The organism is Pseudomonas sp. ME-P-057, from assembly GCF_030208975.1.
GTDB classification, from domain to species: Bacteria; Pseudomonadota; Gammaproteobacteria; order Pseudomonadales; family Pseudomonadaceae; genus Aquipseudomonas; species Aquipseudomonas lutea.
In genome coordinates this window covers 1-14,794 of sequence record NZ_JARVSX010000013.1, presented here as the reverse complement: position 1 = coordinate 14,794, position 14,794 = coordinate 1, and the positions used below count along the sequence as shown (strand labels likewise).

General features: G+C 60.0%; 10 protein-coding genes. 3 read left to right on the top strand and 7 right to left on the bottom strand.

Annotated features, from left to right (window positions below; translation table 11 throughout):
• Positions 1-109: 109 nt before the first annotated feature.
• From QRN48_RS06580 to QRN48_RS06565, 4 genes are all read right to left on the bottom strand, one after another.
• Entirely contained in the window at positions 110-877 is a 768-nt protein-coding gene (locus QRN48_RS06580; protein WP_285349575.1) for an SDR family oxidoreductase, read from the bottom strand.
• Positions 878-902: 25 nt separating this feature from the next.
• Positions 903-1,970, bottom strand: coding sequence for a phosphotransferase family protein (locus QRN48_RS06575; RefSeq protein ID WP_191943426.1), 1,068 nt, complete (start codon positions 1,968-1,970; stop codon positions 903-905).
• Between the two features lie 204 nt (positions 1,971-2,174).
• Positions 2,175-2,489 carry an SCP2 sterol-binding domain-containing protein gene (locus QRN48_RS06570; protein ID WP_037010553.1) on the bottom strand — a complete coding sequence of 105 codons (315 nt, stop codon included), beginning with the start codon at positions 2,487-2,489 and terminating at the stop codon, positions 2,175-2,177.
• 55 nt (positions 2,490-2,544) lie between these two features.
• Positions 2,545-3,255, bottom strand: a complete 711-nt coding sequence (locus QRN48_RS06565) for a histidine phosphatase family protein (protein WP_285349572.1) — start codon at positions 3,253-3,255, stop codon at positions 2,545-2,547.
• Between the two features lie 231 nt (positions 3,256-3,486).
• On the opposite strand from QRN48_RS06565, the gene sohB reads away from it, so the two are divergent.
• Entirely contained in the window at positions 3,487-4,509 is a 1,023-nt protein-coding gene (gene sohB, locus QRN48_RS06560) for a protease SohB (protein ID WP_191943424.1), read from the top strand.
• Positions 4,510-5,094: 585 nt separating this feature from the next.
• Here the strand turns inward: sohB and QRN48_RS06555 are convergent.
• The 3 genes from QRN48_RS06555 to metH form a co-directional block, all read right to left on the bottom strand.
• Positions 5,095-5,589: a DUF934 domain-containing protein gene (locus tag QRN48_RS06555; RefSeq protein WP_037010549.1), complete on the bottom strand. Its 495-nt coding sequence runs from the start codon at positions 5,587-5,589 to the stop codon at positions 5,095-5,097.
• Positions 5,573-7,231 (bottom strand): nitrite/sulfite reductase, encoded by a 1,659-nt coding sequence (locus QRN48_RS06550; RefSeq protein WP_191943422.1) that lies wholly within the window; start codon positions 7,229-7,231, stop codon positions 5,573-5,575. The genes QRN48_RS06555 and QRN48_RS06550 overlap by 17 nt, the downstream gene beginning before the upstream one ends.
• Before the next feature lie 1,205 nt (positions 7,232-8,436).
• On the bottom strand, positions 8,437-12,147 hold the full coding sequence (metH, locus tag QRN48_RS06545; RefSeq protein WP_285349570.1) for a methionine synthase: 3,711 nt from the start codon (positions 12,145-12,147) through the stop codon (positions 8,437-8,439).
• Between the two features lie 517 nt (positions 12,148-12,664).
• On the opposite strand from metH, the gene QRN48_RS06540 reads away from it, so the two are divergent.
• Both QRN48_RS06540 and nfuA read left to right on the top strand, forming a co-directional pair.
• On the top strand, positions 12,665-13,684 hold the full coding sequence (locus QRN48_RS06540; protein ID WP_191943420.1) for an acyltransferase family protein: 1,020 nt from the start codon (positions 12,665-12,667) through the stop codon (positions 13,682-13,684).
• Positions 13,685-13,787: 103 nt separating this feature from the next.
• A complete protein-coding gene (gene nfuA, locus QRN48_RS06535) occupies positions 13,788-14,381 on the top strand; it encodes a Fe-S biogenesis protein NfuA (protein WP_037010533.1) in 594 nt (197 codons plus the stop codon).
• Positions 14,382-14,794: the final 413 nt, after the last annotated feature.

Sequence of the window (14,794 nt, the reverse complement as noted above, 5' to 3'; positions counted from 1 at the left end):
TCCTGCATGAGCGCGCCGTCCACGATTGCGGTGGGTCAGGCCAGCGAACGACAGGACATACACCGAGGTCGCGGACAAGCACTAGCCCAATGGAACCCGCTTCACGGCCTCAGGACAGAAAACCGCCATCCACATTCAATGCCACGCCGGTGGTGTAGCTCGAAGCATCGCTGGCCAGGTACAGCACCGTGCCCGCCATCTCGCTGGGAGCTGCAACGCGTTTCAGCGGAATCTGCGCCAGCGCTGTGTTGAGGATCTTCTCGTTGCTCACCAGCGCCGAGGCAAATTTGGTATCGGTCAGGCCAGGGAGCAGGGCGTTGCACCGAATGCCGAACTGAGCGCATTCCTTGGCGAAGACTTTGGTCATGTTGATGACGGCTGCCTTGGTCACCGAGTAGATGCCCTGAAAGACCCCCGGCGATACCCCGTTGATCGATGCTACGTTGATGATGCTGCCGCCGCCGTGCTCGCGCATCAGCTTGCCGGCTTCGACCGACATGAAGAAGTAGCCCCGGATGTTCACATCGACGGTTTTCTGGAACGCGCCAAGGTCGGTGTCCAGCACATTGCAGAACTGCGGGTTGGTCGCGGCATTGTTCACCAGAATATCCAGCCGACCGAATTGCTCGCGGATCTGTGCAAACACCGCCGTGATCTGCTCCATTTCACCGATGTGACAGGCGATGGCCGTGGCTTGGCCACCGTCGGCAATAATGGCCTCGGCCACGTGCTGGCAGCCTTCGATCTTGCGGCTGGAGACGATGACATGGGCGCCCTGTTGTGCCAGTAGCCTGGCGATCGCCTCGCCGATACCGCGGCTGGCGCCGGAAACGAAAGCGATCTTGCCATCGAGGTCGAACAATTGTGTTTTAGGCATTCCGAGTTTCCTTGTCGTGACGCAATCAAAGGGCAGAACGGCCGATCACCTGCAGGGCCATGCGCTCCAGCAGCGTGTTCATGTGGATGAACTGCGCGAAGCGCTTGTCCTGGGTCTGGCCGTGGAAAAAGCGGTAGTAGATCTGCTGAACGATGCCGGCGAGGCGAAACAGGCCGTAGGTGTAATAAAAGTCGAAGTTGTCGATGCGGATGCCCGCGCGCTCGGCGTAGTACGCCACAAATTGCTCTCGGGTGAGCATGCCCGGCGCATGGCTGGGCTGGCGTCGCATCAATTGCACCGGCGCCGGGTCGTCCGCCTGAATCCAGTACGCCAGGCTGTTGCCCAGGTCCATCAGCGGGTCGCCCAGGGTGGTCAGTTCCCAATCCAGCACGCCGATAATCCGCATCGGGTTATCCGGGTCGAGAATCACGTTGTCGAAGCGGTAATCGTTATGGACCAGGCTGGCAACGGGGTGGTCTGCGGGCTTCTTGTCGTCGAGCCAGCGGGCGACTTTCTCCCAGCTCGGCGCATCGTCGGTGCGCGCTTTTTCGTAGCGTTCGGTCCAGCCGCGAATCTGCCGCTCGACATACCCCTGAGGTTTACCCAGATCGCCCAGCCCACAGGCGCGGTAATCGACCTGGTGAAGCTCAACCAGCCGTTCGATAAAGCTCTTGCACAGGGCCTCGGTCTTGGCGGCATCCAGGTTCAGCTCGGCCGGTAACTCAGAGCGCAGGATGATGCCCTTGACCCGTTCCATCACATAAAACTCGGCACCGATGACCGCCTCGTCGGTGCAATGCACGTAGGCCTTGGGGCAATAGGGAAAGGCGTCGCGCAATTGATTCAGGATGCGGAATTCGCGGCCCATGTCATGAGCGCTTTTTGCCTTGTGACCGAAAGGCGGGCGGCGCAGCACAAATTCCTGCTCGGGGTACTTCAGCAGGTACGTCAGGTTAGACGCGCCACCGGGGAACTGACTGATCTGCACGCTGCCGCGCAGACCGGAGATATGGGACTTCAGGTAGGGATCGATGCGTGCGGCGTCCAGCTCTTCGCCTGATCGAACCTCGGTGGACTGGTCGGTGAGCGGCATGCTTATCCCTGCAGGTTATTTTGGTTGGCCAGGATCATTGGCTAATCTAATGCGTCCCCCGCGCGGCGAACAAGGGCTATTGGCCTGCGTGTTAGCGGGGAATCATCAGCCTTGATTCGGTGCGTTGACGGCAACCCGCGCCAATGCGCGGACGAAAAAAAACCGAAGCCGGGCAGCTTCGGTTTTTTGCACAGCCAGGCTTGCTCAGGAAGGGAACAGCTCGCTCAGTTTCATCGCAAGCATCATGTCGCCTTCAGCGCGCAACTTGCCGCCCATGAAAGCCTGCATGCCGTCGGTCTCGCCGCTGACGATGCCTTCCAGGGTTTCACCGTCCATCACCAGCGTTACTTGTGCGTCCGGGTTCTCGCCTTCCTGCAGCTCGCAGGTGCCGTCCTTGACGATCAGCGAGAAGTTCTTGGTGTCGTCGATGCGGAACCCGAACACCAAGTCCAGGCCTGCAGCGGCGGATGGGTTGAACTTGGCTTTCATTGCTTGGACGGCGTTTTCTACGGAGCTCATGGTGTGATCCTTTTATAGGTGATTGCAGGCACTTTGCGGGTGCGATTGGCCGGGCTCAGCGGTAGGTGATGAGCTCCGGCGCCTTCATCAGTTGCAAGTGTGCGTAACTGTTGAAGGAAGCCAGCGACACCTCGCGGCCTCGAAACTTCAGTTGATTGAGCGAGGTGTTGACGATGTGCCAGTTGAGCTCGAAGGCCTGGGTGGCGGGCATTCTGGTGATCAGGTGGAGCAGGGCGGTGATGGTGCCGCCCGAGGTGAACACAGCAATCCGGTCATCAGGACCGGCGCTGTCGAGAATGCTGCTCAGGCCTGCTTGCACCTCTTCGACAAAGGACTCCCAGCTTTGCAGCGCGGCGGCATCGTGTCCGCCGCCCAGCCAGCGGGCGATGATCGCCGCAAACAGGCGCTGAAATTCGGCGCGGTTATTCCCGGCGTCACGCATGATATCCAGCGCCTGGGGCTCATCTTCGAGCATCGCGGGGAGCAGCGCGCGGATCACGCCCTCGGCGTTGAACTCGTTGAAGGCGATGTCGGTTTCAAGCTCGGGCGTGGCAAGGCCGGCTGCGTTGAGTTGGGCAATGACCGTCTCCGCCGTGTGGCGCTGGCGAAAGAGCGCGCCGCTGATGCACCGGTCGAAGGTCAGACCGAGTTGCGCAAGGTGCGCGCCGAGAATCTCCGACTGGCGAAAACCGGTGGGCGACAGAACGTCGTAATCGTCTGCACCAAACGAGGCCTGACCATGTCGTATCAGATAGATGCTGCCCACGACTGCGTCATCCTGGCACGTTGAAAGTGCTGCGAGGTTATGAGCAGCGCGCGGGGTCTGTCAATAAAAAAACATACGCTTGTTTGAATTCGCGCTCACCCCTCCGATCCGGACTTTTCGGTTCTGAGAGGGGCGCTGATCGTGTCACTGGCCCGGCGCCCGACGCGCCGGTATGCTGAGCCCCATTCGCGATCCTCTGCCGAGGATCTGCTGTACCGGTAAGGAGTTTTTGTGGAGTTCATTTTCGATTACGCCAGCTTCCTGGCAAAGACCGTCACCATCGTGATTGCCATCATTGTAGTGCTGGTGATGATTGCCTCGATGCGCGGCCGCGGCCGTCGCAGTGCGGGCGGTCAACTGCATGTGACCAAGCTCAACGACTTCTACAAAGGTCTGCGCGACCGTCTCGAAGGCTCGCTGCTGGACAAGGCCCGCCTTAAGGCGCTGCGCAAGGCTCAGGCCAAGGATCTGAAGAAAGACAAGAAATCCACCGAAACCAGGCAGCGAGTGTACGTGCTGGACTTCGACGGTGACATCAAGGCGTCCGCCACTGAAAACATGCGCAACGAGATCACCGCGCTCCTGACCCTGGCGACACCCAAGGATGAAGTTGTCCTGCGTCTGGAAAGCGGCGGCGGCATGGTGCACAGCTACGGCCTGGCGTCATCGCAATTGGCGCGGATTCGTCAGGCGGGCATCCCGCTGACCATCTGTATCGACAAGGTTGCGGCCAGCGGCGGCTACATGATGGCGTGCATCGGTAATCGCATCATCAGTGCGCCGTTCGCGGTGCTGGGGTCTATCGGCGTGGTTGCTCAGCTGCCCAACGTCAACCGCCTGTTGAAAAAGCACGACATAGACTTTGAGGTGCTGACCGCCGGCGAGTACAAGCGCACGCTCACGGTGTTTGGCGAAAACACCGAGAAGGGCCGCGAGAAGTTCCAGGAAGACTTGGACATCACCCATGAGCTGTTCAAGAACTTCGTTGCCAGTTATCGCCCGCAGTTGCAAATCGACGAAGTCGCCACTGGCGAAGTCTGGCTGGGCCTGGCCGCCAAGGACAAGCAGCTGGTGGATGAACTCAAGACCAGCGATGAATACCTGTCTGAAAAAGCCAAAACGTCCGACGTGTTCCACCTGCATTACGCCGAGCGCCGAAGCCTGCAGCAGCGCGTCGGTCTCGCGGCAACCGCCTCGGTGGACCGGCTGGTGACGGGCTGGTGGGCAAAGCTGACGCAACAGCGATTCTGGTGATTGCCGGGCAGCCAGGCTGCCTGTCCGTAGATTAGAAGTGTCTGGCGGAACCCGATCTGTGGCTGTCTGGCTACAGACCAGAAGTCGCTGGCGGAACCCGATCTGTGGCTGTCTGGCTGCTGATCGGAAGTCGCTGGCGGAGCCCGATCTGTGGCTGTCTGGCTGCAGATCGGAAGTCGCTGGCGGAACCCGATCTGTGGCTGTCTGGCTACAGACCAGAAGTCGCTGGCGGAGCCCGATCTGTGGCTGTCTGGCTGCAGATCGGAAGTCGCTGGCGGAACCCGATCTGTAGCTGTCTGGCTACAGACCAGAAGTCGCTGGCGGAACCCGATCTGTAGGAGCCGGCTTGCTGGCGAACCGATTTTTGATTCACCTTCGTACCGCACGATCCATCGCATTCGCCAGCAAGCCGGCTCCTACGGACGCGGGAGTGCCAAGGCTTACAGCTTCATAGCCACGCGGCCCGAGCGCGAATATGTTTGACCAGACAGCATCAAAAAAGCCCCGACTTCGCAGGAAGCCGGGGCTTTTTGTTATCTGTTCAGCGATACCTCAACGATAACTTAGCGATACCTCTGCGATACCTCAGCGACGTCGAAACAGCGGCAGCGGCTCGTCGGTCGCCGCCTGATAGGTCACGGAGAAGTCCTTCAGGCCTTCCAGTGCTTCGTACGGGTCTTTGTCAGGGCGAATGGCAAAGGCGTCGAAGCCACAGCGGCGCAGGTAGAACAGCTGATCGCGCAACACGTCACCGATAGCGCGTAGCTCGCCCTTGTAGCCGTAGCGATCACGCAACAAGCGCGCGTTTGAATAGCTGCGCCCGTCGGTGAACGCCGGGAAGTTCAAGGCGATGACCTGGAACTGACTGGCGTCGTCACCAATCTCCTCGGCCTCTTCGTCGCTGTCCAGCCATACACCCAAGCCGCCGTCGCGGGCCTTGAGCGCATGGGCGTGCTCGCGCCACAGGCTCAGCGGCACGATCAGGTCGTCGCAGTTGGAGAGGCTGTCAAAGGTCGTGTCCTTGGGCAGCAAGTGCCAGGTTTCGTCGATGACCTCGTTGTTCTTAATGATTCGCTGCATAGACGCGCTCCTTGAAAGGGTCGATGCCGATGCGCTGATAGGTGTCGATGAAGCGCTCGTCTTCGTTGCGTTTCTCGACATAAACGTTGATCAGCTTCTCGATAACGTCCGGCATGGCGTCCTGTGCGAAGGACGGACCCAGGATTTTGCCCAGGCTGGCGTCGCGACTGGCGCTGCCGCCCAGCGACACCTGATAGAACTCTTCGCCTTTCTTGTCCACGCCCAGAATGCCGATATGGCCAACATGGTGGTGGCCACAGGCGTTCATGCAGCCGGAAATATTCAGGTCCAGCTCACCAATGTCGAAGAGGTAATCCAGGTCATCAAACCGACGCTGGATCGACTCGGCAATCGGAATCGACTTGGCATTGGCCAACGAGCAGAAGTCGCCGCCGGGGCAGCAGATGATGTCCGTCAGCAAACCGATGTTCGGCGTTGCAAAGCCTTGCTCGCGCAACTCGCCCCACATCGTGAACAGTTGGCTCTGCTCGACGTCGGCGAGAATCACGTTCTGTTCATGGGAGGTGCGCAGCTGCCCGAAGCTATAGCGGTCGGCCAGGTCGGCGATGCCGTCCAGCTGCTTGTCGGTCAGGTCACCGGGCGCGACGCCGGTGGGTTTCAGCGAAAGGGTCACTGCCGCGTAGCCCGGCTTTTTGTGCGCCAGGACGTTACGCGAACGCCAGCGGGCGAAACCGGGGTGTTGCTGATCCAGCTGAGCGAGCTCGGCGCTGTAATCGGTCAGGGCCTTGTAGTCCGGATCGACGAAGTGCTTGGCGACGCGATGCACTTCGGCTTCGGTCAACGTCGTCTGGCCGCCGCGCAGGTGGGCCATTTCGGCCTCGACCTTCTCGGCGAAGACTTCAGGCGTCAGCGCCTTGACCAGAATCTTGATGCGCGCCTTGTACTTGTTGTCACGACGGCCGTAGCGGTTGTAGACCCGCAGGATGGCGTCGAGGTAGCTCAACAGGTCCTGCCACGGCAGAAACTCGTTGATGAACGCACCGACCACCGGCGTACGCCCGAGACCACCACCGACCAGCACGCGGAAGCCCAGCTCGCCGGCGGCATTCTTCACCGGCTCCAGACCGATGTCATGGACCTCGATCGCGGCGCGGTCGGAGGTCGAGCCGTTGATCGCGATTTTGAATTTGCGCGGCAGGTAGGCGAATTCAGGGTGGAATGTCGTCCACTGGCGGACGATTTCACACCAGGGGCGCGGGTCTACCAGCTCATCGGCGGCCACGCCGGCGAACTGGTCCGTGGTGACGTTGCGCAGGCAGTTGCCGCTGGTCTGGATGGCGTGCATCTGCACGGTGGCCAGCTCGGCGAGAATGTCGGGAATGTCTTCAAGCGCCGGCCAGTTGAACTGCACGTTCTGGCGGGTGCTGATGTGTGCGTAGCCTTTGTCGTAGTCGCGGGCAATCTTGGCCAGCATGCGGGCCTGACGCGAGGTGAGCTGGCCGTAGGGCACAGCCACGCGCAACATCGGGGCGAAGCGTTGGATGTAGAGGCCGTTTTGCAGGCGAAGCGGGCGGAACTCTTCTTCGCTGAGCTCGCCGGCCAGATAGCGGCGGGTCTGGTCGCGGAACTGCTTGACGCGGTCCTCGACGATCCGCTGATCGTACTCGTCGTATACGTACATGGTGGTCCTGTTCTCAGGCGGTTCACTGCTGCTGGGCAAGCGCGAAAGGCGATGCGTTGTCGTCTGCTTTCAGGCTACCGAGCAAATCTGCGCGCACGGCCGCGCACCCCTTGCGGAGCCGGGGGAGGTTATCAGTTTGCGGATATGCGCAAAAGTGAAGTTTGGGTATATGCACAGAACCAAAAGCACTAAGCAGCACGTCGGCTGGCCATAACCTCACTTGTGATAAGGGCATGGCTGAACTTAACTCTCCACATGGCCAGCGACAGTCGCCACGGCCGCGCACATTTTTTGCGATCTCCCACAAGACAGATAAAAGGCGATGCAATGCGAAATCACCCCAAAGTCACGAAGTCAGAAAGCCATGTCGATGCCTGGGCCATCATATTTATCGTGGTGCTGGTGGTCGGTGCCGCGGCGTTCTGGATGACTCACCAGTAGCCGTTTTTACAGGTTCACCGTAGCTGCGAAAGTCGCCGCGCATTGCGCGTTGGCGCCGGATGAGCGGTTGTTCGAGCATTGCGTGATGTCTGCGAATTGACCGGGTTCAGGAGCACCTGTAGGAGCGCGCTTGCCCGCGAAGGGGGAGTACATCCGACACGTTTTCATCGCCTGGACAATTTTTCGCGGGCAAGCGCGCTCCTACAGAGACCTCGATTCAACCGACGTTTTGCGGCACCCAGCCGATGCCGTCGCAGCAACGCGAACCAGGCGAATCAGGCGAATGAGCGCCATGGGTACCCGCAGAATGAATCGCCAGCAAGCGCGGCGCCGGGCTTGATGGATGAACCGTCTGTCCGACCATTTGTAGGAGCGCGCTTGCCCGCGAAGGGGGAGTACATCCGACACGTTTTCATCGCCTGGACGATTTTTCGCGGGCAAGCGCGCTCCTACAGGGACCTCGTTTCAACCGACGTTTTGCGGCATCCAGCCGATGCCGTCGCAGCAACGCGAACCAGGCGAATCGCGACTCAGGCGAATGTGCGGCATGAGTACCCGCAGAATGAATCGCCGGCAAGGGCGGCGCGGGGCTTGATGGATGAACCGTCTGTCCGAGCATTTGTAGGAGCGCGCTTGCCCGCGAACTGGCCAGTACATCCGACACATTTTTTGTCGTCTGTATCGGTTATTCGCGGGCAAGCGCGCTCTTAAGGGATGTGTATTGGCTCATTGTTCAACCCCAGCCAAACGACCGGCGTTCGGCCTTACTCGTCATACCCCAGATTTGGCGCCAGCCAGCGTTCGGTCACGCGCAGGTCTTGCTGTTTGCGCGCGGTGTAGCTTTCGACCTGATCCTTGTCGACTTTACCGACGGCGAAGTACTGCGCCTGCGGATGGGCGAAATACCAGCCGCTGACGGCCGCCGCCGGGAACATTGCGTAATGCTCGGTGAGGAACACGCCGCTGACGCCGGGCTTGCCTTCGCCCTGGGTCGGATCCAGCAGGTCGAACAGCACACCTTTTTCGGTGTGGTCCGGGCAGGCCGGATAGCCTGGGGCAGGGCGGATGCCGGTGTATTGCTCCTTGATCAGCTCGTCGTTGCCCAATTGCTCATCGTGGGCGTAGCCCCAGTACTCCTTGCGCACCTGCTGGTGCAGCCATTCGGCACAGGCTTCGGCCAGCCGGTCGGCGAGGGCCTTGACCATGATGGCGTTGTAATCGTCGCCCTTGTCCTGATACGCCTTCGAGACTTCCTCGGCGCCAATGCCTGCGGTGGTGATGAAGCCACCCACGTAATCGGTCACGCCGCTGCCCGCAGGCGCAACGAAGTCGGCCAGTGAGAAGTTCGGCTTGCCGTCGGTCTTGATGATCTGCTGACGCAGGTGATGCAGTTTGGCCAACGGCGCGCCGTTGTCGTCGAACAGCTGAATGTCGTCGTGATCGACCTGGTTGGCGGGCCAGAAGCCGAATACCGCGCGGCTGCGGATCAGTTTCTCGTCGATCAGCTTGTGCAGCATCTCCTGCGCGTCCTTGAACAGTGAAGTGGCGGCTTCGCCCACGACTTCATCGGTGAGGATGCGCGGGTATTTGCCGGCCAGGTCCCAGGAAATAAAGAACGGCGTCCAGTCGATGTAATCCACCAGCACGTTGAGGTCGATGTCTTCCAGCACTTTTACGCCAGTAAACGTCGGCTTCACCGGCGCGTAAGTGGTCCAGTCGAACTGCGGTTTTTTTGCGATGGCCGCGCCGTAGCTCAAGCGCTCGGTGCGGGCGCTGCGGGCCGAGGTGCGCTCGCGTACCTCGACGTACTCGGCGCGGGTCTTTTCGATGAAACCGGCTTTCAGTTCCCTGGACAGCAACTGCGTGGCCACCCCCACGGCGCGGGACGCATCGGTGACGTAGATCACCGCGTCATTGCTGTACTTGGGCTCGATCTTCACCGCGGTGTGGGCCTTGGACGTGGTGGCGCCACCGATCATCAACGGCAAGTGAAAATCCTGACGTTGCATCTCGCGGGCCACGTGAACCATTTCGTCCAGCGACGGCGTGATCAAGCCGGACAGCCCGATGATGTCGCACTTTTGCTCGCGGGCGACTTGCAGAATCTTCTCTGCCGGCACCATCACGCCCAAGTCAACGATGTCGTAGCCGTTGCAGCCCAGCACCACGCCAACGATGTTCTTGCCGATGTCGTGGACGTCGCCCTTGACCGTGGCCATGAGGATCTTGCCCTTGGCTTCCGGCTTGTCGCCTTTTTCCGCTTCGATGAACGGAATCAAATGCGCCACGGCCTGTTTCATCACACGGGCCGATTTAACCACTTGCGGCAGGAACATCTTGCCCGAGCCGAACAGGTCGCCGACCACGTTCATCCCCGCCATCAGCGGGCCTTCAATGACTTCGATCGGACGCTTGAACGATTGGCGCGACAGTTCGGTGTCTTCGACGATGTGGGTGGTGATGCCCTTGACCAGTGCGTGCTTGAGGCGCTCATTGACCTCCCAGCCGCGCCATTCTTCGGTTTCCGCTTCCTTGACCGAGCCGTCGCCCTTGTACTTGTCGGCGATGGCCAGCAGCGCGTCGGTGCCGTCCGGGTTGCGGTTGAGCACCACGTCTTCTACCGCTTCGCGCAGTTCCGCCGGTATCTGGTCGTAGATCTCCAACTGGCCCGCGTTGACGATGCCCATGGTCAGGCCGTTGCGGATCGCGTGCAGCAGGAACACCGAGTGAATCGCCTCACGCACCGGGTTGTTGCCGCGGAAAGAGAACGACACGTTGGACACGCCGCCCGAGGTCAGCGCATACGGCAGCTCGTCGCGGATGTAGGCGCAGGCATTGATGAAGTCGACGGCGTAGTTGTTGTGCTCTTCGATGCCGGTGGCGATGGCGAAGATGTTCGGGTCGAAGATGATGTCTTCCGGCGGGAAGCCGACTTCATTGACCAGGATGTCGTAGGAGCGCTTGCAGATTTCCTTCTTGCGCGCTTCGGTGTCGGCCTGGCCGGCTTCGTCGAACGCCATGACCACCACGGCTGCGCCATAGCGCTTGCACAGTCTGGCGTGGTGAATGAACTGCTCGACGCCTTCTTTCATGCTGATCGAGTTGACGATGCCCTTGCCCTGGATGCACTTGAGGCCGGCTTCGATGACTTCCCACTTCGAGGAGTCGATCATGATCGGCACGCGGGAGATGTCAGGCTCACCGGCGATCAGGTTGAGGAAGGTCACCATGGCCTTCTTCGAATCCAGCATGCCCTCGTCCATGTTGATGTCGATCACCTGGGCGCCGGCTTCGACCTGCTGCAGGGCGACTTCCAGGGCCTCGGTGTAATTGTCTTCACGGATCAGGCGGGCGAAGCGGGCGGAACCGGTAATGTTGGTGCGCTCGCCGACGTTGACGAACAGCGAGCTGCGATCAATGGTGAACGGCTCCAGGCCGGACAAACGGCAGGCCTTGGGAATGTCCGGGATCGGGCGCGGCGCATAGGGTGCAACGGCGTTGGCGATGGCCTTGATGTGCGCCGGCGTGGTGCCGCAGCAACCCCCCACGATGTTTAAAAAGCCGCTCTGAGCGAACTCTTCCACCACCTTCGCCATCTCGGCCGGGGCTTCGTCGTATTCACCGAACTCGTTTGGCAGGCCGGCGTTAGGGTGGGCGGAAACATGGGTTTCAGCTTTATTGGACAGCTCTTCCAGATAGGGGCGCAGTTCGCTGGCGCCCAGCGCGCAGTTGAGGCCCACGGAAATCGGCTTGGCGTGGCGCACCGAGTTCCAGAATGCTTCGGTGGTCTGGCCCGACAGGGTGCGGCCCGAAGCGTCGGTGATGGTGCCGGAAATCATGATCGGCAGCTCGAAGCCCAGCTCGTCGAAAACGCCCTGAACGGCAAAGATCGCCGCTTTCGCGTTGAGGGTGTCGAAAATGGTTTCGATGAGGATCATGTCCGCACCGCCTTCGATCAGGCCCTTGGTGGCTTCGGTGTAGTTCTCCACCAGTTCATCGAACGTGACGTTGCGGTAGCCAGGGTTGTTGACGTCCGGCGACAGCGAGCAGGTGCGGCTGGTCGGACCGAGCACGCCGGCGACAAAACGCGGCTTGTCGGGGGTTTCCAGGGTCTTGGCATCGGCCACCTGACGCGCTAGTCGCGCGCCTTCGACGTTCAGTTCGTACACCAGCGCTTCCATGCCGTAGTCGGCCTGGGACACTTGGGTGGCGTTGAAGGTGTTGGTTTCGAGGATGTCGGCGCCGGCGTCCAGGTATTCCTTCTCGATCGCACCGATGACGTCCGGTCGGGTCAGGATCAGCAGGTCGTTGTTGCCCTTGACGTCGCTGGGCCAGTCGGCGAAGCGCTTGCCACGGTAATCTTCTTCCTCCAGCCGATAGCTCTGGATCATCGTGCCCATGCCGCCGTCGAGAATCAGGATCCGCTGTTGAAGAGCCTGCTGAAGTGCTTGAAGACGCGCGTTGCGATCTGACATGGACGTTACCCGGATGAAGAAGTACGAAAATAAGTGGCGCTGAAAAGTGCGAAATAATAGCAAACCTGTACGGATTTAAATCACTTCGAGATTTACATGAATTCTGCTCATGTTGCTGGTCGACTCCCAGCCGGCAACTGCCAACTGCCAACTGCCAACTGCTAATTGCCCATTGCCGTTTGCCGATCAACGCACTAGCCGCCGTCCCACGTCCCGTAGGAGCCGGCTTGCTGGCGAACCCCCGTTCCAGCCACCCTTCACGCAACCTGCCCGGCCTTTTTCGCCAGCAAGCCGGCTCCTACGTATTCGGGAGAAACCAGCGTGCCCCACACCGCCGCAGAGGCTGATCGAAACGCTAAAAACCCTTATAAAACATGGCGCGCAGCCATTATGCAGCCCGTCAGTGCTGCCGAACCTTTTTGCAACTTTCGAAGTCGGACGTGATGAGTCGCTCTTCGAGCCAGCCCTGCTTGAGTGCCCGGCCGAAGGTCAATCCAGACGAAGCAAGAGGTTGCAGATGTTGATTTCGGTTCAAGCCCTGCGGGCACTCGCCGCATGGGCCGTTGTGTGTCACCACTTCATGCAGATTTTTTTCGACTTCCATCCGAGTGGGCCTGTCGGCCGCTTTTTCACTGAGAAAGGCGCCGTGGGCGTCGACATCTTTTTCGTCATCAGCGGTCTGGTCATCTACCTGTCAACGGTCGACCGGGACATTCCGGCCGGTCGATTCATGCTCAACCGCGTCATCCGCATCGTTCCGGCCTATTGGCTTTACACGCTGGTGATGGGCCTGCTGGTTGTGGTGGCCCAACCATTGCTGCCGCACCAGGTGGTCGACTGGCAAAGCTTCATCCTGTCGCTGCTGTTTATTCCGTCGGAAAATCCGGGCGGTTATGGCCTCTATCCCACCCTCAATGTCGGGTGGACGCTTAACTATGAAATGCTCTTCTACGTGCTGTTCTCGCTGGTCTTCCTGTTTCAGCAACGACTGCGACCACTGATTCTTGGCGCGGCGCTGTTCGCCATCACCGATGTGTTGGGCCGCTCAGGACTGGTCAGCCGGTTCTACGCCAATGACATCGTGTATGAGTTCCTGCTCGGCATCTTCGTGGGCATCGTCTACCGCCGCGGATGGATCGGCGAGCGGCTGTGGCTGCCATTGCTGGCGATCGGCGCTGCGTTGTTCGTCATTGATAACCTGCAACCGGCGCCGCGCATCATTAACTGGGGGCTGCCGAGCGCGGTAATCGTTGTGGCATGTATTTCTCTCGAACCCTATCTGCGCAACTACCGCCTGCTCAAAGTCATGGGCGATTGTTCCTACTCGGTGTACCTGCTTCACGTGCTGGTGCTGTATGCCGGCTGGCTGGCAAGCGAACGCTATGGTCTGAACCCGTATGGAGTTTTCGCGGTGTGTGTGCCGGTCATCGCGCTGGGTGCATGGCTGAGCTATGAATGGATCGAGAAGGGCTTGTATCGACGCATGAAGGGCTGGCTCGACGAGAGGCGGGCGAACCGGGACGCAGCGTTGTCCTGATCGATGCGGCTGGTGTCAGGGCCTTTACCCGACTAAAACACTAGGGCTTTGTCAGGCGCAGTTGATTGGCGTAAACTGCGCCCCACGTCTGCGAGGAATTTTCATGACCGCTATTACGATTACTGATGCCGCCCACGATTACCTGGCCGATCTGCTTGAAAAGCAGAACACCCCGGGCATCGGCATCCGCGTGTTTATTACCCAGCCTGGCACCCAATACGCTGAAACCTGCATTGCCTATTGCAAGCCGGGTGAAGAAAAACCTGAAGACACGGCCATCGGCCTGAAGAGCTTTACCGCGTGGATCGACGCGTTCAGTGAAGCGTTTCTGGACGACGCGGTTGTCGACTACGCCACTGATCGCATGGGCGGCCAGCTGACCATCAAGGCGCCAAACGCCAAAGTCCCGATGGTCAATGCCGACAGCCCGATCAACGAGCGCATCAATTACTATCTGCAAACCGAGATCAATCCGGGTCTGGCCAGCCATGGCGGGCAGGTCACCCTGATCGAAGTGGTGGAAGAAGACGACGCCAATGTCGCGATTCTTCAATTCGGTGGCGGTTGCCAGGGCTGCGGCCAGGCCGACGTGACGCTTAAGGAAGGCATCGAGCGCACCCTGCTGGAACGCATACCCGAGTTGACCGGCGTACGCGACGTGACTGACCACACGCAGAAAGAAAACGCGTATTACTGAGCAAGAGCGTGTTGCAAGCCAAGCCCCGACTGGTTCGGGGCTTTTTTGTGGGCGGAAGGTAGCTCCTACAGGGGATTTACGGCGTTCGCATGAGTTGTGGTGGACGCCAAATTCGCAGTAGCCGGCTTGCTGGCGAAAGCGGTGTGTCAGGCAAGCAGGGTGCTGGCTGTAACGGCGCCTTCGCGGGCAAGCGCGCTCCTACAGGGGATTTACGGCGTTCGTATAATTTGTGGTGGACGCCAAATTCGTAGGAGCCGGCTTGCTGGCGAAAGCGGTGTGTCAGGCAAGCAGGGTGCTGGCTGTGACGGCGCCTTCGCGGGCAAGCGCGCTCGTACAGGGGATTTACGGCGTTCGTATGATTTGTGGTGGACGCCAAATTCGTAGGAGCCGGCTTGCTGGCGAAAGCGGTGTGT

Bases quoted from the DNA above. Each gene is read 5' to 3' on its own strand.
- QRN48_RS06580 (WP_285349575.1), bottom strand. From the start codon at position 877: ATGCCTAAAACACAATTGTTCGACCTCGATGGCAAGATCGCTTTCGTT.
- QRN48_RS06575 (WP_191943426.1), bottom strand. From the start codon at position 1,970: ATGCCGCTCACCGACCAGTCCACCGAGGTTCGATCAGGCGAAGAGCTG.
- QRN48_RS06570 (WP_037010553.1), bottom strand. From the start codon at position 2,489: ATGAGCTCCGTAGAAAACGCCGTCCAAGCAATGAAAGCCAAGTTCAAC.
- QRN48_RS06555 (WP_037010549.1), bottom strand. From the start codon at position 5,589: ATGCAGCGAATCATTAAGAACAACGAGGTCATCGACGAAACCTGGCAC.
- QRN48_RS06550 (WP_191943422.1), bottom strand. From the start codon at position 7,231: ATGTACGTATACGACGAGTACGATCAGCGGATCGTCGAGGACCGCGTC.
- metH (WP_285349570.1), bottom strand. From the start codon at position 12,147: ATGTCAGATCGCAACGCGCGTCTTCAAGCACTTCAGCAGGCTCTTCAA.
- QRN48_RS06540 (WP_191943420.1), top strand. From the start codon at position 12,665: ATGTTGATTTCGGTTCAAGCCCTGCGGGCACTCGCCGCATGGGCCGTT.
- nfuA (WP_037010533.1), top strand. From the start codon at position 13,788: ATGACCGCTATTACGATTACTGATGCCGCCCACGATTACCTGGCCGAT.